22 protein-coding genes are annotated in these 20,427 nt (G+C 66.8%); 6 read left to right on the top strand and 16 right to left on the bottom strand.

Annotation, left to right across the window (positions count from 1 at the left end; genetic code table 11):
- Window positions 1–89: 89 nt before the first annotated feature.
- The 4 genes from AC5P56_RS15020 to surE are packed head-to-tail and all read right to left on the bottom strand — an operon-like array spanning window position 90 to window position 2,958.
- Entirely contained in the window at window positions 90–875 is a 786-nt protein-coding gene (locus AC5P56_RS15020; protein ID WP_032959180.1) for a peptidoglycan DD-metalloendopeptidase family protein, read from the bottom strand.
- On the bottom strand, window positions 872–1,486 hold the full coding sequence (locus tag AC5P56_RS15015) for a YqaA family protein (protein WP_014646707.1): 615 nt from the start codon (window positions 1,484–1,486) through the stop codon (window positions 872–874). The genes AC5P56_RS15020 and AC5P56_RS15015 overlap by 4 nt, the downstream gene beginning before the upstream one ends.
- Window positions 1,487–1,504: 18 nt before the next feature.
- A complete protein-coding gene (locus tag AC5P56_RS15010; protein ID WP_010485977.1) occupies window positions 1,505–2,182 on the bottom strand; it encodes a protein-L-isoaspartate(D-aspartate) O-methyltransferase in 678 nt (225 codons plus the stop codon).
- Window positions 2,179–2,958 (bottom strand): 5'/3'-nucleotidase SurE, encoded by a 780-nt coding sequence (gene surE, locus AC5P56_RS15005; protein ID WP_032959183.1) that lies wholly within the window; start codon window positions 2,956–2,958, stop codon window positions 2,179–2,181. The genes AC5P56_RS15010 and surE overlap by 4 nt, the downstream gene beginning before the upstream one ends.
- 209 nt (window positions 2,959–3,167) lie before the next feature.
- Between surE and AC5P56_RS15000 the strand changes: the two genes are divergently transcribed.
- Window positions 3,168–3,707 carry a Smr/MutS family protein gene (locus AC5P56_RS15000; RefSeq protein ID WP_032959185.1) on the top strand — a complete coding sequence of 180 codons (540 nt, stop codon included), beginning with the start codon at window positions 3,168–3,170 and terminating at the stop codon, window positions 3,705–3,707.
- Window positions 3,708–3,777: 70 nt separating this feature from the next.
- On the opposite strand, the gene truD is transcribed toward AC5P56_RS15000, so the two are convergent.
- From truD to AC5P56_RS14950, 10 genes are all read right to left on the bottom strand, one after another.
- Entirely contained in the window at window positions 3,778–4,809 is a 1,032-nt protein-coding gene (gene truD / locus AC5P56_RS14995; RefSeq protein WP_049442299.1) for a tRNA pseudouridine(13) synthase TruD, read from the bottom strand.
- A complete protein-coding gene (gene ispF / locus AC5P56_RS14990) occupies window positions 4,806–5,303 on the bottom strand; it encodes a 2-C-methyl-D-erythritol 2,4-cyclodiphosphate synthase (RefSeq protein WP_014646702.1) in 498 nt (165 codons plus the stop codon). The genes truD and ispF overlap by 4 nt, the downstream gene beginning before the upstream one ends.
- A 34-nt stretch (window positions 5,304–5,337) precedes the next feature.
- Window positions 5,338–6,036, bottom strand: a complete 699-nt coding sequence (ispD, locus tag AC5P56_RS14985; RefSeq protein ID WP_049405812.1) for a 2-C-methyl-D-erythritol 4-phosphate cytidylyltransferase — start codon at window positions 6,034–6,036, stop codon at window positions 5,338–5,340.
- Window positions 6,033–6,386: a cell division protein FtsB gene (ftsB, locus tag AC5P56_RS14980; protein ID WP_005412924.1), complete on the bottom strand. Its 354-nt coding sequence runs from the start codon at window positions 6,384–6,386 to the stop codon at window positions 6,033–6,035. Before ftsB ends, ispD begins: the two co-directional genes overlap by 4 nt.
- Window positions 6,387–6,390: 4 nt before the next feature.
- Window positions 6,391–7,683, bottom strand: a complete 1,293-nt coding sequence (gene eno, locus AC5P56_RS14975; protein WP_014646700.1) for a phosphopyruvate hydratase — start codon at window positions 7,681–7,683, stop codon at window positions 6,391–6,393.
- Window positions 7,684–7,779: 96 nt separating this feature from the next.
- Complete coding sequence (locus tag AC5P56_RS14970; protein WP_049442298.1) at window positions 7,780–8,109, bottom strand: hypothetical protein; 330 nt, start codon at window positions 8,107–8,109, stop codon at window positions 7,780–7,782.
- A complete protein-coding gene (locus AC5P56_RS14965) occupies window positions 8,109–8,456 on the bottom strand; it encodes a hypothetical protein (protein ID WP_032959194.1) in 348 nt (115 codons plus the stop codon). Before AC5P56_RS14965 ends, AC5P56_RS14970 begins: the two co-directional genes overlap by 1 nt.
- Window positions 8,453–9,283, bottom strand: coding sequence for a 3-deoxy-8-phosphooctulonate synthase (gene kdsA / locus AC5P56_RS14960; RefSeq protein WP_005408999.1), 831 nt, complete (start codon window positions 9,281–9,283; stop codon window positions 8,453–8,455). The genes AC5P56_RS14965 and kdsA overlap by 4 nt, the downstream gene beginning before the upstream one ends.
- 89 nt (window positions 9,284–9,372) lie before the next feature.
- Entirely contained in the window at window positions 9,373–11,037 is a 1,665-nt protein-coding gene (gene pyrG / locus AC5P56_RS14955) for a CTP synthase (protein ID WP_014646697.1), read from the bottom strand.
- 400 nt (window positions 11,038–11,437) lie between these two features.
- The gene (locus AC5P56_RS14950) at window positions 11,438–11,671 is read right to left on the bottom strand and encodes a hypothetical protein (protein WP_014646695.1); all 234 of its coding nucleotides are present in this window, start codon (window positions 11,669–11,671) and stop codon (window positions 11,438–11,440) included.
- A 171-nt stretch (window positions 11,672–11,842) separates the two neighbouring features.
- On the opposite strand from AC5P56_RS14950, the gene parE reads away from it, so the two are divergent.
- The 3 genes from parE (at window position 11,843) to AC5P56_RS14935 (ending at window position 16,096) form a co-directional block, all read left to right on the top strand.
- Window positions 11,843–13,732 (top strand): DNA topoisomerase IV subunit B, encoded by a 1,890-nt coding sequence (gene parE / locus AC5P56_RS14945; RefSeq protein WP_032959196.1) that lies wholly within the window; start codon window positions 11,843–11,845, stop codon window positions 13,730–13,732.
- 178 nt (window positions 13,733–13,910) lie between these two features.
- Window positions 13,911–14,489, top strand: a complete 579-nt coding sequence (locus tag AC5P56_RS14940) for a GNAT family N-acetyltransferase (RefSeq protein WP_111205705.1) — start codon at window positions 13,911–13,913, stop codon at window positions 14,487–14,489.
- Window positions 14,490–14,599: 110 nt separating this feature from the next.
- Complete coding sequence (locus tag AC5P56_RS14935; protein ID WP_046429900.1) at window positions 14,600–16,096, top strand: S10 family peptidase; 1,497 nt, start codon at window positions 14,600–14,602, stop codon at window positions 16,094–16,096.
- Window positions 16,097–16,361: 265 nt separating this feature from the next.
- Here the strand turns inward: AC5P56_RS14935 and AC5P56_RS14930 are convergent, their stop codons facing one another.
- The gene (locus AC5P56_RS14930; RefSeq protein WP_014646691.1) at window positions 16,362–17,483 is read right to left on the bottom strand and encodes an inorganic phosphate transporter; all 1,122 of its coding nucleotides are present in this window, start codon (window positions 17,481–17,483) and stop codon (window positions 16,362–16,364) included.
- 13 nt (window positions 17,484–17,496) lie between these two features.
- The gene (locus tag AC5P56_RS14925) at window positions 17,497–18,123 is read right to left on the bottom strand and encodes a DUF47 domain-containing protein (protein WP_004152833.1); all 627 of its coding nucleotides are present in this window, start codon (window positions 18,121–18,123) and stop codon (window positions 17,497–17,499) included.
- A gap of 292 nt (window positions 18,124–18,415) precedes the next feature.
- On the opposite strand from AC5P56_RS14925, the gene AC5P56_RS14920 reads away from it, so the two are divergent.
- Window positions 18,416–19,720 carry a hemolysin family protein gene (locus AC5P56_RS14920; protein ID WP_032959200.1) on the top strand — a complete coding sequence of 435 codons (1,305 nt, stop codon included), beginning with the start codon at window positions 18,416–18,418 and terminating at the stop codon, window positions 19,718–19,720.
- Window positions 19,704–20,363 carry an exopolysaccharide biosynthesis protein gene (locus AC5P56_RS14915; RefSeq protein ID WP_014646689.1) on the top strand — a complete coding sequence of 220 codons (660 nt, stop codon included), beginning with the start codon at window positions 19,704–19,706 and terminating at the stop codon, window positions 20,361–20,363. The genes AC5P56_RS14920 and AC5P56_RS14915 overlap by 17 nt, the downstream gene beginning before the upstream one ends.
- Window positions 20,364–20,427: the final 64 nt, after the last annotated feature.

Raw genomic sequence — 20,427 nt, 5'->3', positions numbered from 1 at the left:
GCGGTGTTTGCGGCCCATGGGCCGCACCGTCGGCGAACGCCCGGCGCGCTGCGCCGGGCCGGGGATCCGCCCGGATTATGAATCGACGATCAGCGCGCCGGCAGGTATTGCTGCGGGTCGACCGGCTTGCCGTTGTAGCGGATCTCGAAGTGGACCATGTCGCGGTTCGCACCGGTGCGGCCCATCTCGGCGATCTGCTCACCGGCCTTCACGCTCTGCCCCTCATTCACCAGGCGCTTGCGGTTGTGGCCATAGGCCGACAGCCACTGGTCGCTGTGCTTGATGATGATCAGCTCGCCGTAGCCGACCAGGCCGGCGCCGGAGTACACCACCACACCGTTGGCGGTGGCCTTGACCGGCTGGCCGCTGGTACCGGCGATGTCCACGCCCTGCTTGGTCGCATCGCCGGCAACGTAGCGGCCGACGATCGCGCCATCGGCCGGCCAGCGCCAGGCGATGTTGCTCTTCACCGGACCGGCCGGCGCCGGAGTTGGCGCCGTGCTGCCGGCGCTGCTGCCACCCGAGCGCGGCGCGGTGACCACCGTGGTCGGCGCGCGGCCGCCGCTGGCACCGGCCGGATACAGCCGGATCACCTGCCCCGGATGGATGGTCGAGGGGTTATCCAGGCTGTTCCAGGCAATCAGGTCGGCCGGGGTGATGTCATGGATGCGGGCCAGCGCATAGATGGTGTCGCCCTTGCGCACCACCACGGTCTGCCCGGGCTTGGGCACCGAGGTCTTCGGCGTGGTCACGCCACCACCGGTGCTGCCACCACCAGGACGAACCACAGTGGCGGTGCCGCAGGCGGCCAGGGTGGAAACCAGCAACGCCAGCGCGCCGATGCGCACTCCCTTGCTCAGACGATCAGGACTCATGCGAACTTCGACCTCCATACAAGCCAGGCGATCAGCACCACCACCAACGCGGTGGCGATCCAGCCCAGCGGTTCAATCCAGCGACGCAGTGCCGCTTCAGCACGCGCACCACCGATACGGATGACCGCAGCCAGCACGAACACGCGCTTGCCGCGACCGATCAGCATGCTCAACAGGTACTGCGGCATCGGTACGCCGACGATACCCGATGCCCACGTGAAGACCTTCATCGGGATGGGCATGAAGCCGCCCAGCACCAGGAAGGTGAACACCGCCCACGGCGATTCGGCCATCTTCGCCTGCACGGTGGTGATGCCCTGCTCGATCGCCGGCAGCATGCCCAGCACTTCAAACAGCGGCTTGATCGCCTCGAAAGCGTAGTGACCCAGCGCGTAGCCGACCAGCGCACCGACCATCGAGCCGGCCAGGCTGAGGGTGGCAAACCACCAGCCGCGCTTGGGCTGGGCCACGCACATCGGCGCCAGCATCACCTCCGGCATCACCGGGAAGATGATCGCCTCGAAGAAGCTCAACACCGTCAGATAGGTCGGCGCGCGTTCGTGCGCCGCCCACTTCATCGCCCGCTCGTACAGCGGCCCGAAAATCTTCATGCAACCCTGCTCCGTGGATTAGTCGAGCATGCCAGACAGCAGCGGCACGAACGTGACCGGCGCCAGCACGTGTTGTTCGATGCTGCCGTCGGCCTTGCGGTCCAGCTGTACCAGCGACTGCGCCCCAGGGCCACCGACCGGCGCCACCAGGCGGCCGCCTTCGGCCAGCTGCTCGATCAGGGCGTCGACCAGTGCCGGCGCCGCCGCAGTGACCACGATGGCATCGAACGGGCCGTGCTCGGCCCAGCCGACGCGGCCGTCGTCGTGCTTGGTGCGGATGTTCATGCCCAGCGCACGGAAGCGCTTGCGGGCCTGGCGCAGCAGATCACCAATGCGCTCCACGGTGTAGACCTCCAGGCCCAACGCGCCAAGGATGGCGGCCTGGTAACCGGAACCGGTACCGACTTCCAGCACCCGCTTCGGCGCGACCTGGAGCACTGCCTCGGTCATCCGCGCAACCACCCAGGGCTGCGAGATGGTCTGGCCATGGCCGATCGGCAGCGCGGTGTCTTCATAGGCACGCGAGGCCAGGGCTTCATCGATGAACAGATGGCGCGGCACCACCCGGATCGCGTTCAAGGTCGGCTCGTCGACGATGCCGGCTTCGCGCAGGCGGTCGACCAGGCGGTCACGCACGCGCTGCGAGGTCATGCCGATACCGACGGCTTCCGGCTGCAATCGCAGGCGTGGGCTCATGCCGGCTGGTCCAGCGCGGCGCTGAGGCCGCCGACCCAGCTGGCGACCTTCTCCAGCGCCTGGTAGCGGGTGAGGTCGACCTGGATCGGGGTGATCGAGATGTGGCCGGTGCGCACCGCGTGGAAATCGGTACCGGGACCGGAATCCTGCTCACGGCCGGCAGGGCCGATCCAGTACACCTCGTTGCCGCGCGGATCCTTCTGCGCGATGCAGCCTTCGGCACGATGGCGGTTGCCGAGGCGGGTGACCTCGAAGCCCTTGACCTCGCTCCACGGCAGGTCCGGCACGTTGACGTTGAGGATGGTGTCGGCCGGCAGCGGATCGGCCTTGAGCCGGGCGACAATCTCCACCGCAGCACGCGCGGCGGTCTCGAAGTGCTTCGGATCGTGGTTGCGGCTGACCAGCGAGACCGCCACCGCCGGCAGGCCGAGGAAGCGACCTTCCATCGCCGCCGAGACGGTGCCGGAATAGATCACGTCGTCGCCGAGATTGGCGGCGTTGTTGATGCCGGACACGACAATGTCAGGCTCGAATTCAAGCAGGCCGGTCAGCGCCAGGTGCACGCAGTCGGTGGGTGTACCGGCCACCGAAACGGTGTAATGGTCGATGCGCTTGAGCCGGATCGGCAGGTCCAGGGTCAGCGAGTTGCTGGCGCCGGAGCGATCGCGGTCGGGCGCAACCACCGTGACTTCGTGACCGGCCTCGCGCAGGACCGCGGCAAGCATCCGGATGCCTGCGGCGTCGACACCATCGTCATTGCTGACCAGGATTCGCATCTTCGATTTAACCGCTTGATTTTCCAAGAATTCGATTCCATCACCGTGCAGTGTGGGCGGGACCGTCGCGCTCCCCTGCGGAAGCGGTCGACCCTGCAAGGGCATCGTCTATTGTGCCGCATGCGGGCCGCCGGTCCTACCCTGTCAGCGGTCACGGCCGACATCGAACCGTCATAGGCAGACCTGCGCAGGCGGTTTACCCTGTGCGCATGTCGCACCCTGATGACGAAGATCCGGCCGCCTTGTTCCGTGCGGCCATCGGCGAAGTGAAGCCGCTGCGCAAGGATGCCGAGCCGGCACCTGCCGCGCCCCGGCCGAAACCGCGTGCGCGCATGGCCGAACGTGACGAGGCCGAAGCGGCCGGCGAGTTCGCCCGGCTGCTGCGCGACAGTGCGCCACTGGAAGCCGGCGACGTGGCCAGCTATCGCCGCGACAACCTGCCACCACGCCTGTTCCAGCGCCTCAAGCGCGGCCAGTACTCGGTGCAGGACGAACTGGATCTGCACGGCGCCACCGCCGCACAGGCCGAAGCCCTGCTGCGCCAGTTCCTGCTGGAAGCGCATGCACACGAGTACGGCTGCGTGCGCATCATCCACGGCAAGGGACTGCAGTCCGATGGCGGCGCACCGGTGCTGAAGAACCTGGTCGATCGCCTGCTGCGGCTGCGCAACGACGTGCTGGCATTCCATTCGGCACCGACCGGACAAGGCGGCACCGGCGCGGTACTGGTGCTGCTGGCGCGGCGTTGAAAAGGGGACGGAGGGAATTAAGTCGTTTGTGCCACAAACGACTTAATTCCCTCCGTCCCCTTTTTTTATGTCAGGCCTGCGAGGCGTCTTCGACGGGGCCGAGTTCGTGCAGCACGGCGGTGGCGTAGCAGCCTGGCGGCAACGCGAACGACAGTTCCAGCACGTCGTCGGCCAGCCACTGGTGCTGCAGCAGCGCCGGACGCAGGCGCAACGCGCGGCGCTCCTGCTTCAGGCGCGCATCTTCCAGGCCGGCCCGCAGTGCCTTCGACTCGTCGTCGTCCAGCGCGGCCAGCTCCAGCTCACGTGCCGCGTCGGTGCTGCGCAGCTCGCCTTCGCCCCACAACGGCGCGCTGGGATGGATGTCGAAACGCGCCAGCCGCTCGGCCAGCACATCCGTGTACGGCTCGGGGCCGAACACGCTGCGACTGCCATCGAGCATCCAGACTTCGCCATCGAGCGGCTGGTCCCAGCTGCCCTGCTCCACGCGCGCGGCCAGCACGCGGTTGAACAGCGCCGAACGGGCTGCAGAGAGCAGCAGCGAACGCTGGTCCTTGCGCATGCGGCGGCCACCGAACATCGCCAGTGCAGCCGGCACGTTGCCACCGTCGCGGCCGAAACGCTGTTCACCAAACCAGTTCGGCAGGCCGCGCGCGGCAATCTGCTGCAGGCGCTCGCTGATCGCGGCGGGATCGCCCTGCACCTCGCGCAGCACCAGCTTGAAGCGGTTGCCGGCCAGTGCGCCGCGCTGCAGCTTGCGGTTGTGCCAGGTCGCTTCGAGCACTTCGATCTCTTCGTTGGCCAGCTCGGCCAGGTCCGGCGCAATGCGCTTGGGCAGGTGCACGCTGAAACGCTGGGTGGTGACCGCGTGGCGGTCTTTCATCCCGGCGTAGCTCACCGCCATTTCCGGCAGGCCCGCCCATTTTGCCAGCACCTTGGCCACATGCACGGTGTTGGCGCCGCGCTTGCGGATGTGCAGCAGCAGATGCTCGCCTTCACCGCTCGCCTCGAACGCCGGCAGTTCATCCACCTGGAAATCGTCCGGCGTGGTGCGGATGCGCGCCGTCAACAACGGCGCACCAAACGCCAACGGCAGCGGGATCATGCCGCCACCAGCAACACGACCGCCTGCGCGGCGATGCCTTCACCACGGCCGGTGAAGCCCAGCTTCTCCGAGGTGGTGGCCTTGACGCTGACCGCGTCCAGCGGCAGCTGCAGCAACCCACCGATGCGCTCACGCATCGCAAGCGCATGCGGGCCGACCTTCGGCCGCTCGCAGATCACGGTGATGTCGGTGTTGCCGACGCGCCAGCCGCGCTCACGCAGCAGGCTGTCGCAGTGGCGCACGAACTCGCTGCTGTCGGCCCCCTTCCAGCGGTCGTCACTGGGCGGGAAATGCTGGCCGATGTCGCCCAGCGCCAGTGCGCCGAGCATGGCATCGCACAGGGCATGCAGGATCACGTCGCCGTCGCTGTGTGCGAGCACGCCGCAGCTGTGCGGCACGTTCACTCCGCCAAGCATGATGTGGTCGCCTTCACCGAAGGCATGGACGTCGTAGCCCTGGCCGATGCGGACGGGCGGGAACGGTGCGGTGCTCATGGATGCAACCCTTGCTGCAGGGCCGCGCGGACGGTCAGCCGGCGCGGCGGGAAAGTACGAATTCGAACCGGTCCAGATCGGCCGGGGTGGTGACCTTGAAGTTGTCCTCGCTGCCCTCGACCAGCAGCGGGCGCTGGCCCTGGCGCTCCATGGCCATGGCCTCATCGGTGACTTCAACACCGGCGGCGGCGGCTTCGGACAGCGCGCGGCTGAGCTGGTGGCGGCGGAACAGTTGTGGTGTCAGTGCGCGCCACAGCCGCTCGCGCGGCTCGGTGCCATCGATGCCACCGTCGTCGCCCGCACGCTTGAGGGTGTCGCGTACCGGTGCGGCCAGGATCGCCCCGACCGGATCGGCACGACCGACTTCAAGCAGGCGGCCGAGATCGACCAGGGACAGGTTCGGCCGCGCGGCATCGTGGACCAGCACGAATTCATCAGCGCGCACCGTCTCCGGCAGCGCCTGCAGGCCAGCCAGCACCGAAGCGGCACGGGTCGCGCCACCGATGCAGGTCAGCACCGGCTTGCCCGCCCACTCGTTCCAGCCCGGCCAGTCGGCATCGTCCGGGCCGATCACCACCATCGCCCCGGCCACGGCCGGGTGCGCCAGCAGGGCGTCCAGGGTATGGGCAAGCAGGATCTGCCCCCCTGCCTGCAGGTACTGCTTGGGCAACGGCGCGCCAAAGCGGGTGCCACGGCCAGCAGCCGGAACCACGACCCAGATCGCCGCACTCATGGCACGTCCGCCGGGTGGTCGCCAACCTGCGCACTGACACCTGCCGCAGGCTGCGCCGGGTGCACCGGCGCATCCTCGACCACGCGATAGAACTTCTCGCCGGGCTTGATCATGCCCAGCTCGCTGCGCGCGCGTTCCTCGATGGCGGACTGGCCTTCCTTGAGGTCCTTCACTTCCGCAGCGAGCGCATCATTGCGCTGCTGCAGGCCCTCATTGTCCCGCTCCTGGTTGGCGACCTGGGCTTCGAGCATCATCACTTCACCCGAATTGCCCGGACCAAACCAGAAGCGGTACTGCAGCCAGCCCAGCAACAGGGCCAGCACCAGCAGCATCCAGCGCCAGTCGCGCATCGGCTCAGCGCTTCAGCGAAACGAACGCGTCACGACCGGCGTAACGCGCGCCGGCGCCGAGGGCTTCCTCGATGCGCAGCAGCTGGTTGTACTTGGCCACGCGATCGCTGCGGCACAGCGAACCGGTCTTGATCTGGGTGGCGGTGGTGGCCACTGCGATGTCGGCGATGGTGGTGTCTTCGGTTTCGCCCGAACGGTGCGAGACCACGGCGGCGTAGCCGGCACGATCGGCCATGGCGATCGCTTCCAGGGTTTCGCTGAGGGTGCCGATCTGGTTGACCTTGATCAGGATCGCATTGGCAGTGCCCGAGTCGATGCCTTCCTGGAAGATCTTCGGGTTGGTCACGAACAGGTCGTCGCCAACCAGCTGCACCTTCTTGCCGATGCGGTCGGTCAGCAGCTTCCAGCCGGCCCAGTCGTTCTCGGCCAGGCCATCTTCAATCGTGATGATCGGGTACTGCGCGGCCCAGTCGGCGAGGAAGTCGACGAACTGCTCGGAGGTCAGGCGCTTGTTCTCGCCGACCAGGTTGTACTTGCCGTTCTCGAAGAACTCGCTGGAGGCCACGTCCAGGCCCAGCAGCACGTCTTCACCGGCGGTGTAGCCCGCCTTGCCGATCGCTTCGAGAATGGTGTCCAGCGCTTCGACGTTGCTGCGGAAGTCCGGCGCGAAGCCACCTTCGTCGCCGACCGCGGTGCTCAGGCCGTGGCCCTTCAGCACCGACTTCAGCGAATGGAAGATTTCGGTACCGGCACGCAGCGCTTCGGAGAACGAGGTGAAGCCGACCGGCAGCACCATGAACTCCTGGAAGTCGACGTTGTTGTCGGCATGCGCGCCGCCATTGATGATGTTCATCATCGGCACCGGCAGCGCCGGGGTCACGCCGGTCCTGGCGGCCAAGTACTGCCACAGTGCCTGCTTGTTCGATGCAGCGGCGGCATGCGCGGCGGCCATCGAAACACCCAGCAGCGCGTTGGCACCCAGGCGGCCCTTGTTCTCGGTGCCGTCCAGATCGATCAGGCGACGGTCGAGGCCGGCCTGGTCGGTAGCCTCAAAGCCCTTCAGCGCGGCGGCAATCGTGGTGTTGACGTTGTCGACGGCCTTGCGCACGCCCTTGCCCAGATAACGGGTCTTGTCACCGTCACGCAGCTCGACCGCTTCCTTGGTGCCGGTCGAGGCGCCCGAGGGAACCGCGGCACGACCGAACGAACCGTCCTCCAGGATGACTTCGGCTTCCAGCGTGGGGTTGCCACGGCTGTCAAGGATTTCACGGGCGTGGATGCTGCGGATCGTACTCATGGTCGGGCCGGTTACCTGTCTGGAGAGGGGGCGACAAAACGAATGCCGCGTGATTATCCCCGGCTGCCCGCCACTTGCCAAATGGCCTGGGCGGCATCAGCCCCAGCTGGACCCGATCACGATCAGGGCCAGCGACACCAGCATCACCAGCAACGCACCGGCCACCGCCGCCGCGACGGGTCCACGACGGCGTCGCCAGGCGAGCACCATCGCCACCAGGCTGCCGACGAAAGACACACCCAGCGCGACCAGCGCGGCCACGATCCAGTACTGCATGGCCTGGATGCCATGGTTTCCGTCACCCGGCGAGCCGAAGCTGGCCGCAAAGGCCATTACTCCCAGCAGCAGGGACGCCCAGGCGAGCACGGACAGCCCCAGCGCGACCAGGCCCCAGGGCCAGCCGCGCGCCGACGTGCTCGTATTCATCAAAGCAATCCGTAGAACAGGGCGCCGAGCCACAGCGAAAGCAGGATGATCGCAAAGCCAGCCGCCACCTTGCCGCGATTCAGCCGCCAGGCCAGCACCGCGGCCGCGAGGCAGCCCGCGGCACCGAGCAGCTCCGCGACCAGCAGCGCAATGAAATACGCACGCAGATCAAGCGCGCTGCTGCCATCACCCGGGGGGCGCACCGACGCCGCACCGATCAGCACCAGGCCAAACATGCCCACGGTGAACAGCACGGCCAGGCCCAGTGCGATCAGGCCCCAGGGCCACTGTTTCCAGTGCCGGCGATGACGCTGGGCTTCCAGCGCCACCCTCGGGTCACGACTCACGCGAAGCGCGAGAAGCCGTGCTTCTTGGTCACCGCGTCGAGCTCCATCAGGGTCTCGAGCAGCGCTTCCATCTGGTCCAGCGGCCACGCGTTGGGGCCATCGGACAGGGCCTTGGACGGATCCGGATGGGTCTCGGCGAACAGGCCGGAGATGCCCACCGCGACGGCAGCACGGGCCAGCACCGGCACGTGCTCACGCTGGCCACCGGAACTGGTGCCCTGCCCGCCCGGCAACTGCACCGAGTGGGTGGCATCGAACACCACCGGGCAACCGGTATCGCGCATCACCGCCAGCGAGCGCATGTCGCTGACCAGGTTGTTGTAGCCGAAGCTGGCACCGCGCTCGCAGACCATGATCTGCTCGTTGCCGGTGGCCTTGGCCTTCTCCACGACCGGCTTCATGTCCCAGGGCGCCAGGAACTGGCCCTTCTTGATGTTGACCGGCTTGCCGGCCGAGCACACCTTGCGGATGAAGTCGGTCTGGCGGACCAGGAACGCCGGGGTCTGCAGCACATCCACCACCGAGGCCACTTCGTCCATCGGGGTGTACTCATGGACGTCGGTCAGCACCGGCACGCCGATCTGCTTCCTGACCTCGGCCAGGACCTTCAGGCCCTCTTCCATGCCCGGGCCGCGGAACGCGGTGCCCGAGGTGCGGTTGGCCTTGTCGAAGCTGGACTTGAAGATGAAGTTGACGCCGAGCTTGTCGGTGACTTCCTTCAGCTTGCCGGCGGTATCGAGCTGCAGCTGCATCGACTCGATCACGCAGGGGCCGGCGATCAGGAACAGGGGCTGGTCCAGCCCGACCTCGAATCCACACAGTTTCATGGCGTTTCCTTGTTGTCCGCAGCACCGGCCGGGCCGGTGCGCTGGGGGTTGAAGCATGCAGGATGGGGGCCGAAGCCCCCATTCACAAGTCAGGCGCGCGCTTCGGAAAGCAGCTTGCCGCCGGCCTTGCGCTCGCGCGCGGCACGGATGAAACCGATGAACAGCGGGTGGCCGTCACGCGGCGTGGACAGGAATTCCGGGTGCGCCTGGCAGGCCAGGAACCACGGATGCGCGTCGCGCGGCAGTTCGACCACTTCCACCAGGGTGTCGTCCATCGACTTGCCGGCGATCACCAGGCCGGCATCTTCCAGCTGGGTGCGGTAACGGTTGTTGAACTCGTAGCGGTGGCGGTGGCGCTCGGCGACGACGTCCTTGCCGTACAGCTCACGGGCCAGCGTGCCCGGCTTCAGGCGCTGTTCCTGCAGGCCCAGGCGCATGGTGCCGCCGAGGTCGCTCTTGTCGTCACGCTTCTCGACATCGCCGGTGGCGGTGCGCCATTCGGTGATCAGGCCGATCACCGGGTTCGGCGACTGGCGGTCGTTCTCGGTGCTGTTGGCGCCTTCCAGGCCGACCACGTTGCGCGCGTAATCGACGACGGCCGCCTGCATGCCGTAGCAGATGCCGAAGTACGGCACGTGCTGCTCGCGGGCGAACTTCGAGGTCAGCACCTTGCCTTCGAAACCACGGTCACCGAAGCCACCCGGCACCAGGATGCCGTCGACATCGGCCAGTGCGGCCATGTCGGTGCCTTCCAGATCCTGTGCTTCCAGCCACTTCAGGTTGACCTTGGTGCGCTGGCGCAGGCCGCCGTGCTTCAGTGCTTCGCCGACCGACTTGTAGGCATCCTGGTGATCCACGTACTTGCCGACCACGGCGATGGTCACTTCATCCAGCGGATGCAGGGTCGCATCGACTGCGTCCTCCCACATCGACAGATCGACCGGACCGGCCTTGTCGGCCAGCTTCAGCTGGTTGACCACGATCTCGTCCAGGCCCTGCGCGTGCAGGCCCGACGGAATGCGATACAGCACGTCCACGTCCGGCACGCTGATCACTGCGCGCTCGGAGACGTTGGTGAACTGGGCGATCTTGCGGCGCTCCGAATCCGGCACGGCCTGCTCGGAACGGCACAGCAGCACGTCCGGCTGGATGCCGATCGAACGCAGTTCCTTCACCGAATGCTGGGTCGGCTTGGTCTTCAGCTCACCGGCGGCGCCGATGTACGGCACCAGGGTGAGGTGCATGAACAGCGCCTTCTCCGGGCCACGCTCGGTGCGCACCTGGCGGATCGCTTCCAGGAACGGCAGCGACTCGATGTCGCCGACGGTGCCACCGATCTCGACCAGCGCCACGTCGTAGCCTTCGGTGGCTTCGTCGATGCAGCGGCGGATCTCGTCGGTGATGTGCGGAATGACCTGCACGGTCGCGCCCAGGTAGTCGCCGCGGCGCTCCTTGCGGATCACGTTCTCGTAGATGCGGCCGGTGGTGACCGAGTTCTTGCGGCTCAGGCGGGTGCGCACGAAGCGCTCGTAGTGGCCCAGGTCGAGGTCGGTCTCGGCGCCGTCATCGGTGACATACACCTCACCGTGCTGGAACGGGCTCATGGTGCCCGGGTCGACGTTGATGTAAGGGTCGAGCTTCATCATCGTCACCTTCAGGCCCCGGGCTTCGAGAATGGCGGCCAGCGACGCGGCGGCAATGCCTTTGCCGAGCGAGGACACCACGCCGCCGGTTACGAAAATCAAGGGAGTCATGGCTGCAAGCATCCTGTCTGGAAATGGAAAACGGCAACACCACGCGCACCCGGAGGGCGGGCATGGTGCTCGGAGGGGGTTTTCCGGTTCGCTGGGACAGCGAGGGAGGTGCGGATCCGTGCGGCGGCAGGCGCCGGACGGGGACCATCGTGCGAGGTCGGGGCGGCCGTGCCGGCCAAATCGACCGTCACCTGCGACCCGCCATGCTGGAAGCCACGCTTGGCCGCTCCAGCCCATTCGCAAAGGGTGGACACGCACTTACTCCCGGAAAGCCATAGTTTACAGATTGATGGCCGCCAACCCAAGGGGCAGACGCCACGTTCCTAAAAAGAAACGCCCCGCTGAGCGGGGCGTTCCGTTGCGCCCCCCTTGTCGCAAGGGCGCTTGGCAGGTTGCGGGATCAGCGCTTCTTGCGCGCTTCTTCCTCTTCTTCCTTCTGCGGGGCCGGCTGGCCCTGCGCCTTCATTTCGGCATTGGCCTGGGCACGACGCTTGGCCTTGGCATCGGCCTCGGCCTGCGCCTTGTCGGCCTGGTCACCCTGCTGCGGGGCCGGCTGGCCCGCGTTCTGCGCCACCACCAGCGGCACTGCAACGGCGGCAGCGGCCAGGATTGCAACGGTCAGCAACTTCTTCATGAGGTCCTCCTCGCGGTATGGCTTGGATGTTTCGACCCGATGGGGCCGCCGGCGTTCAGATTCCAGCGGCTGCCATTTTACCCCCTCCCCGGCGCCGAGGCTGAACCGCAGGCGTGCAAAATCGCCGTCCAGACCGCACACTTGCGCGTCGCTCCGCGCTTTAGAAGATAGATGAACGCCCGCTATAACGCCGCCGATATTGAAGTCCTGTCCGGCCTTGACCCGGTCAAGCGCCGTCCCGGCATGTATACCGACACCGCGCGCCCGAACCACCTGGCGCAGGAAGTGATCGACAACTCGGTGGACGAGGCCCTCGCCGGCCATGCCCGCTCGATCGAGATCACCCTGTACAAGGACGGCAGCGTGGAGGTCAGCGATGACGGCCGCGGCATGCCGGTGGACATCCATCCGGAAGAGAAGATCCCGGGCGTCGAACTGATCCTCACCCGCCTGCATGCAGGCGGCAAGTTCAGCAACAACAACTACACCTTCTCCGGCGGCCTGCATGGCGTCGGCGTCAGCGTGGTCAACGCGCTGTCGACCCTGGTGGAGGTGCACATCAAGCGCGAAGGTGCCGAACACCGCATCACCTTCCGCAATGGCGACCGCGCCACGCCGCTGGAGGTGGTCGGCACCGTCGGCAAGAAGAACACTGGTACCCGCGTGCGCTTCTGGCCGGACCCGAAGTACTTCGACACGCCCAAGTTCGCGGTGCGCGCGTTGAAGCACCTGCTGCGCGCCAAGGCCGTGCTGTGCCCGGGCCTGACCGTCAAGCTGACCGACGAAGCCACCGGTGAAGTCGATACCTGGTACTACGAAGACGGCCTGCGCGACTACCTGAAGCTGGAACTGGGCGAGCGCGAATCGCTGCCGGCCGACCTGTTCGTCGGCAACCTCAAGAAGGACACCGAGGTGGTGGACTGGGCCGTGGCCTGGCTGCCGGAAGGTGAGCTGGTCCAGGAAAGCTATGTCAACCTGATTCCGACCGCCCAGCATGGCACCCACGTCAACGGCCTGCGTACCGGCCTGACCGAGGCGCTGCGCGAGTTCTGCGACTTCCGCAACCTGCTGCCACGCGGCGTCAAGCTGGCCCCGGAAGACGTGTGGGACCGGGTGTCGTTCGTGCTGTCGCTGAAGATGACCGACCCGCAGTTCAGCGGCCAGACCAAGGAACGCCTGTCCTCGCGCCAGGCCGCCGGCTTTGTAGAGGGCGCCGCGCACGATGCGTTCAGCCTGTTGCTGAACCAGAACGTGGAGCTGGGCGAGAAGATCGCGCAGATCGCCATCGAGCGCGCCAGTGCGCGCCTGAAGACCGAGAAGCTGGTCGTCCGCAAGAAGGTCACGCAGGGCCCGGCCCTGCCTGGCAAGCTGGCCGACTGCATCAGCCAGGACCTGTCGCGCACAGAGCTGTTCCTGGTGGAAGGTGACTCGGCAGGCGGCAGCGCCAAGCAGGCGCGCGACAAGGATTTCCAGGCGATCCTGCCGCTGCGCGGCAAGATCCTCAACACCTGGGAAGTGTCGTCCAACAGCGTGCTGGCCTCCGAAGAAGTGCACAACCTGGCCGTGGCCATCGGCTGCGACCCCGGCAAGGACGACATCACCGGCCTGCGCTACGGCAAGGTGGTGATCCTGGCCGACGCGGACTCCGACGGCCTGCATATCGCCACCCTGCTGACCGCGCTGTTCCTCAGGCATTTCCCGGCGCTGGTCGATGCCGGCCACGTGTTCGTGGCAATGCCGCCGCTGTTCCGCATCGACGTGGGCAAGCAGGTGTTCTACGCCCTGGATGAGGAAGAGAAGCGTTCGATGCTGGACAAGATCGAGCGCGAGAAGATCAAGGGCGCAGTCAACGTCACCCGCTTCAAGGGCCTGGGCGAGATGAACCCGAACCAGCTGCGCGAGTCGACCATCCATCCGGATACGCGCCGCCTGGTGCAGCTGACCGTGGACGATGGCGAGCAGACCCGTTCGCTGATGGACATGCTGCTGGCCAAGAAGCGCGCGTCCGACCGCAAGGGCTGGCTGGAGTCGAAGGGCGATCTGGCCTCGCTGGAGGTCTGATCCGGAGCGGGGTCGGATCCCTTTCCGCAGGAAAGGGCTCTGACCCGGTTGGCGGCAGTGGGGTCAGAGCCGTTTCCTGTCAGGAAACGGATCCGACCCCATGCGCTCCGACCCCATCCGCCCCCATCGGCAAACCCGGCAGCGCCATAATGCGCGTCCACCCGTGTGGACCATCGTATTGGCCAGCCACTCGCTGCTGTTCCCCGGCCTGCCGCTGCACAGTGCACGGCTGGTCCTGAGCCCGATCCGTCGTGACGACGCCGCCGCGCTGTTCACGCTGCAGTCCAACCCGGATGTCATGCGATGGTGGAACCATCCAGCCTGGACGCGACTGGCCGAAGCGCGCGAGCAGATCGACGATGACCTCGCCGCCCATGCCATCGGCACCCAGCTGAAGCTGGCCGTACGCGAGTCGCTGGAAGGTCCGCTGCTGGGCATCTGCGTGGTATTCGCGGTGGACCGCGATGCGGCGCGCGCCGAGATCGGCTACCTGCTGGCACCCGATCGCCAGGGCCAGGGCTATATGCACGAGGCCCTGCAACAGGTACTGGCCTACCTGTTCCGCACCCTGCACCTGCATCGGGTGGAAGCCGAGATCGACCCGCGCAATGCGCCGTCCGCGCACGTGTTGGAACGCCTGGGCTTCCACCGCGAGGGGGTGCTGCGCCAGCGCTGGCGCATCCAGGGGCAGCTGGCCGACTCGGCCGTCTACGGCCTGCTGGCCGACGACGCCGCCGCAGCCACCCTCCCCGCTTGACCCAATCTGGCCAGTAGCGGGCTCAACGCACGGCCATGCCTTTGGACACATACGGCATGGCCCGCCACCGGCCTAGCATCGGAACCCCCTTCCGCTGCCGAACCGGTGCCATGAAGTCCCTGCTGCACACTGCCGCGCTCTGCGTCGGCCTGCTCATCGCCCCTGCCAGCGTGCTGGCCGCGTCCGACGCCGAGGGCAAGCCCGACCCGAAAGACGACAAGACCGAAGCGCCTGCGCTGCCCGCCGACGCCTCGGCCCGCCAGAGCATGCGCCTGGCCGGCCGCACCCTGGACTACACCGCCACCGTCGGCACCCTGCCGGTACGCGATGCCAAGGGCAAGGTGATCGCCGATGTGGTGTTCACCGCCTACACGATGCCGGGCAAGGACCGGCCGGTGACCTTCGCGCTCAATGGCGGCCCCGGTGCGTCGTCGGTGTACCTCAACATGGGCGCGATCGGGCCCAAGGTGGTGACCTTCGGCTCCGAGGGTGACAGCGCATCGGCGCCGGCCACCCTGCACGACAACCCGGGCACCTGGCTGGACTTCACCGATCTGGTGTTCATCGATCCGGTCGGTACCGGCTTCAGCCGCGCGCGGATCGGCGACGATGAAGCCAAGAAAGCGCTCTACAACCCCAGTGCCGACGTCGAATACCTGTCGCGCTCGATCTACGACTGGCTGCTGCGCAACCAGCGCATGGCCTCGCGCAAGTACCTGACCGGCGAGAGCTACGGTGGCTACCGCGGCCCGCGCATCACCCACTTCCTGCAGACCCGGCTGGGCGTGGCAATGAACGGACTGGTGCTGGTCTCGCCCTACCTGAGCCCGACCCTGGAAGACAACGCCGATGTCTCGCCGATGGCGTGGATGCAGACGCTGCCGTCGATCGCCGCGGCGCACCTGGAGCGCCAGGGCAAGCTGACCGATGCGGCGATGCGCGAGGTGGTGGAGTACACCCGTGGCGATTACGCCACCGCGTTGATGAAGGGCCGCAGCGATCCGCAGGCTACGGAAGCCATGCTGCGCCGGGTCACCGCGCTGACCGGACTGGACCCGCAGTTCGTGCGCCGCGCTGGCGGGCGCCTGGAGACCCAGGCCTACCTGCGTGAAGTGTTCCGCGACAAGGGCACGCTGGGCAGCCGCTACGACTCCAACGTGACCGCGTTCGATCCGTTCCCGAATGATCCGGAGCAGCGCGCCAACGATCCACTGCTGGACAGCATCATCGCGCCGACCACCACGGCGATGGTCGACTTCGTGACGCGCGTGGTCGGCTGGAAAGTAGATGCGCGCTACCAGGCGCTGAACTACGACGTGAACCGGCTGTGGGACCGCAATGGCGAACTGCGCCAGGGTGCGGTGACCCAGCTGCGCCAGGCGGTGGCGATCGACCCGCATCTGCAGGTGCTGATCGTGCATGGCTGGAACGACCTGTCGTGCCCGTTCATGGGCTCGATCCTGACCGTGGACCAGATGCCGACGATGGGCAGCAATCCGGACCGGGTGCAGGTGCGCAGTTATCCGGGCGGGCACATGTTCTACAGCCGGGCGGACAGCCAGGCGGCGTTCCGCAAGGATGTACAGGCGTTGTTCCAGCGTAATTGAAGGGGTTTGGCCGGGCCTGCGGCCCGGCACCCGCTGACAGCCACGGCAACGGCAACTGCAAAAGCTGGCTTCCTGAGGGCTGTTGGTGGGTGCCGACCGTTGGTCGGCACGGGGGCGGATCCCGTTGCTTGGCAACGGGCTCTGACCCTGGTTCTGCTCTGGCAGGTGTCGACCTTGGTCGACACGGTGGGTGCGGAAAATTCTTGCCCATGAAAAAGCCCGCCTGATACGGCGGGCTTTTTCGTTTGCAACCTTGGCGTGGCGATCAGGTCCAGCCGAACAGCTCGAACAGCTTCAGGATCAGGTACGCACAGCCACCGGCCGCCGGGATGGTCAGGATCCAGGCCCAGACGATGCGCTCGATCACGCCGAACTTCAGCGAGCGCGGGTTCTTGGCGAAGCCGACGCCCATGATCGCGGTGGAGATGCTGTGCGTGGTCGAGACCGGCATGCCGAAGTGGGCCGCCAGGGTCAGGATGGTTGCCGAGCTGGTCTCCGCGGCGAAGCCGTGGATCGGGTGCAGCTTGACCATCTTGTGGCCCAGGGTCTTGATGATCTTCCAGCCGCCCGAAGCGGTACCGGCCGCCATCACCACCGCGCAGGTCAGCACGATCCACATCGCGATGCCATCACCGGCATGCGCGTCCGGGTGCATGAAGGCCAGCCAGGACGGCAGGTCGTTCAATGCGCCGGTGGCTTCGGCACCGATCAGGGTCATGGCGATGATGCCCATGGTCTTCTGCGCGTCGTTGTGGCCGTGGGCGAAGCCCATGTAGGCCGCCGAGGCGATCTGCGCCTTGCCGAAGAAGGCGTTGACGATGCGCGGACGCGCCAGGCGGCCGATGGCACCACCGATCTTGGCCAGGCCGGCGATCAGCGCCCACAGCAGCACCATCACCACGATGCCAAGCAGGAAGCCGGCAATCGGCGAGGTGATCATCGGCACGAACACCTTCCACAGCAGGCCCTTGTTCTGCGCCCAGCTGCCCAGGCGCTCGGACCAGATCAGCGCGTCCCAGTTGTTGTGGGCGGCAGCCAGGCCGGCGCCGCAGAGGCCACCGATCAGGGCGTGCGAGGACGAGGACGGCAGGCCCTTCCACCAGGTGATCAGGTTCCAGATGATGCCGCCCAGCAGGGCGCACAGGATCACCTGCGGGGTGACCTCGACCACGTTGGTGTTGAGCAGGCCCGAGGCGATGGTCAGCGCCACCGCGGTACCGGTCAGTGCACCGATGAGGTTCATGAAGGCGGCCAGCATCACCGCCCAGCCGGGCGAGAGCACCTTGGTCGCCACCACGGTGGCAATGGAGTTGGCAGTGTCGTGGAAGCCGTTGATGAACTCGAAGACGAGCGCGGCCAGGATCACCACCAGGACAAGGGTCAACATGCGGCGGCGTCCGTCAGCTGTTCTTCAACACGATCTGGTACGCCACCACGCCAGCCTCGCGGCAGCGGTCGATGGCCTTTTCCAGGATCTCGAAGAATTCCTTCAGCAGGAACATCTGCAGGTTGTCCAGGCGGCCCGAATAGATGTCGCGGTACAGCTCGAGCATCAGGCGGTCGGCCTCGTTCTCCAGCGAGCGCAGCTTCTCGTTGAGCGCGGTCATCCGGTCCAGGTTCATGTGGCGCAGGTCGGCCACCATCTCCACCACCACGCCGGCGGCCTGTTCGAGCATCGCCGCGCGCGGCGCGAAGTCGATGTGCTCCAGGTGCGTCGTGGCCAGCGAATAGCGGTCGGCGAACTTCTCGATCTGCTTGGGAATCTTGTACAGCGCCGAGCCCAGCGCTTCGATGTCTTCGCGCTCGATCGGGGTCATGAAGCTGTCCACCAGCGCCTGGCTGATCTTGTCCGAGGCCGCGCGTTCGCGCAGGCGGGCCAGCTTGAAGGCGTCCAGCGCGGGCTGGCGGTCGGCCTCGCGCAGCATGGAATGCAGCGCCTTGGCGGCGTCGGAAGCCGCGACGGCAGCCTCATCGAGCAGGGTGTAGAACTGTTTGCCGGAACCGAAAATGGTCTGCAGAGAGAACATTGAGAAACCTGTCAGCCGTCGCGGGAAGGACGGCACCAGATGGAATTATGACGGCTAGATGACCATCACGGGTATCCCCGCCCCCTTTCGAGGCCTTGGAACCCCCAACCTGAACAGGCGGTTGCCACCCTGCCATGCCCCTTTGCTAAGATGCCAGCGCGCCTTCGGGCGCACCTTATGGACGACGACCCTTATCCCCCTGCGCCGCGCCGGATCCCGTTCCTGAGCGCCTGCCGCCATCGCCAGCACCCGCCCTCCCTGCCACCAACCGGGGACGACGCCCGTGTTTGAAATGATCCTGATTGTCTTCGCGCTTGTTCTGCTGAACGGCTTCTTCGCCATGTCCGAGATGTCGGTCATGACCTCGCGCAAGAGCCGCCTGAAGCAGATGGCTGCCACCTCCAAGCGCGCGGCCAAGGCGCTGGAGCTGTCCGAGAAGCCGGAGAGCTTCCTGTCCACCGTGCAGATCGGCATCACCGTGATCGGCGTGCTGACCGGCTACCTCGGCGGTGAGGCGCTGGGCGAGGCCTTCGCCGGCTGGATCCAGGGGCTGATGCCGGGGTTTGCGTACGCGGGCAACATCGGTACCGCGCTGGCCGTCAGCCTGATCACCTTCATCACGCTGATCTTCGGCGAACTGGTGCCCAAGCGCCTGGCGCTGACCCGCTCGGAGGCCATTGCCGGCCTGGTCGCGATGCCGATGAGCTGGCTGGCCAAGCTGGCCCTGCCCTTCGTCTGGCTCCTGTCCAAGACCACCCAGCTGGTGCTGCGCCTGTTCGGCCTGGGCAAGGACGAAGTCGCCTCGGTGACTGAAGAAGAGATCCGCATGCTGGTGGCCGAGAGCCACGAAGCCGGTGTGATCGACGCCCACGAGCGTGACATGATGAACCGCGTCATGCGCCTGGGCGACCGCACCGCCGACAGCCTGATGACCCCGCGCAACCGCATTGCCTGGCTGGACACCCAGGCCGGGCTGGAGCGCAACCTGGAAATCATGGCCGAGCACGAGTTCTCGCGGTACCCGGTGTACCGCGACAACGACATGGACGTGGTCGGCGTACTTGAACTGAAATCGCTGGCCACGCGCATGGCACGCGGCGACAACGCGCTGTTCCAGACCCTGCGCGAACCGCTCTACGTGTCCGAATCGACCCACGCGATGAAGCTGCTGGAGATCTTCCGCGAGGAACAGCAGTCGATGGCGCTGGTGGTTGACGAGTACGGCGAGATCCAGGGCCTGGTGACCATCAGCGACCTGATGGGCGCCGTGGTCGGCCGCCTGCAGGCGGTGGAGAATGCCGATGAAGATGCGCTGGTGGTGACCCGCGAGGACGGTTCGCTGCTGGTGGATGGCTCGCTGCCGATCGAAGACCTGCGCGAACTGATCGGCAGCAACGAGCTGCCCGATGCCGAGGACGGCGATTACTACACCCTGGCCGGCATGTGCATCCACTACTTCGGCCGCATCCCGCACGCAGGCGAGTACTTCGACTGGGCCGGCTGGCGCTTCGAAGTGGTCGACCTGGACGGTGCGCGGGTGGACAAGCTGCTGCTGCGCACGCTGTCCGACGAGCAGGCCGATGAGCTCACCGCCTGAGGCTGGCCAGGGTCCAGGCGCCGAGCGCCCGGCCTACCGCAACGAGGGCATCCGCACCCTGCTGGAGATGTTCGCTTCCGGCGACCCCGCCGAGCACATGCCGCTCGGCCAGATCCTGAGCAACCTGCAGCAGAGCGCGTTCGGCGTGTTCCTGTTCGTGGCGATCCTGCCCTCGTTCATCCCGATCCCGGGCATGGGTGGCGCGGTCAGCGGCCCGCTGGTGATCCTGATCGGCCTGCAGATGCTGTTCTGCCTGCGCCGGCCGTGGCTGCCCGGCTTCATTGCCCGCCGCGGACCCAAGCGCGGCACCATGCACCGTTTCCTGGACCGCATCGACCGCCCACTGCGGCGCCTGGACAGGATGCTGAGGCCACGCCTGCCGCAGCTGTTGACACCCCTCCCCGCCCACGCCTTCAGCGGCCTGCTGCTGGTGCTGCTGGGCCTGCTGCTGTCGTTGCCGATCCCCTTCACCAATTTCCTGTTCGGCTTCCAGCTGCTGCTGTTCTCGCTGGCGCTGCTGGAACGCGATGGCGCGCTGATGCTGTTCAACTGGATCGCCGCGTTGGCGGCGATCGCGTTCTTCGGCTTCAGTTCGGGACAGCTGGTGGGCTACACGGTGGACCTGTTCCAGCGCTGGTTCTGAGCCGGAATCCGGTAGAGCCGGCCGCTGGCCGGCTGCCACGTTTCCAGGTCTGCCGGCCAGCGTC

It is taken from the genome of Stenotrophomonas sp. YJH_SMC_131 (genome assembly GCF_059367975.1).
The sequence above is the reverse complement of the archived record's forward strand: the minus strand, read 5'-3'. Positions and strand labels throughout refer to the sequence as shown.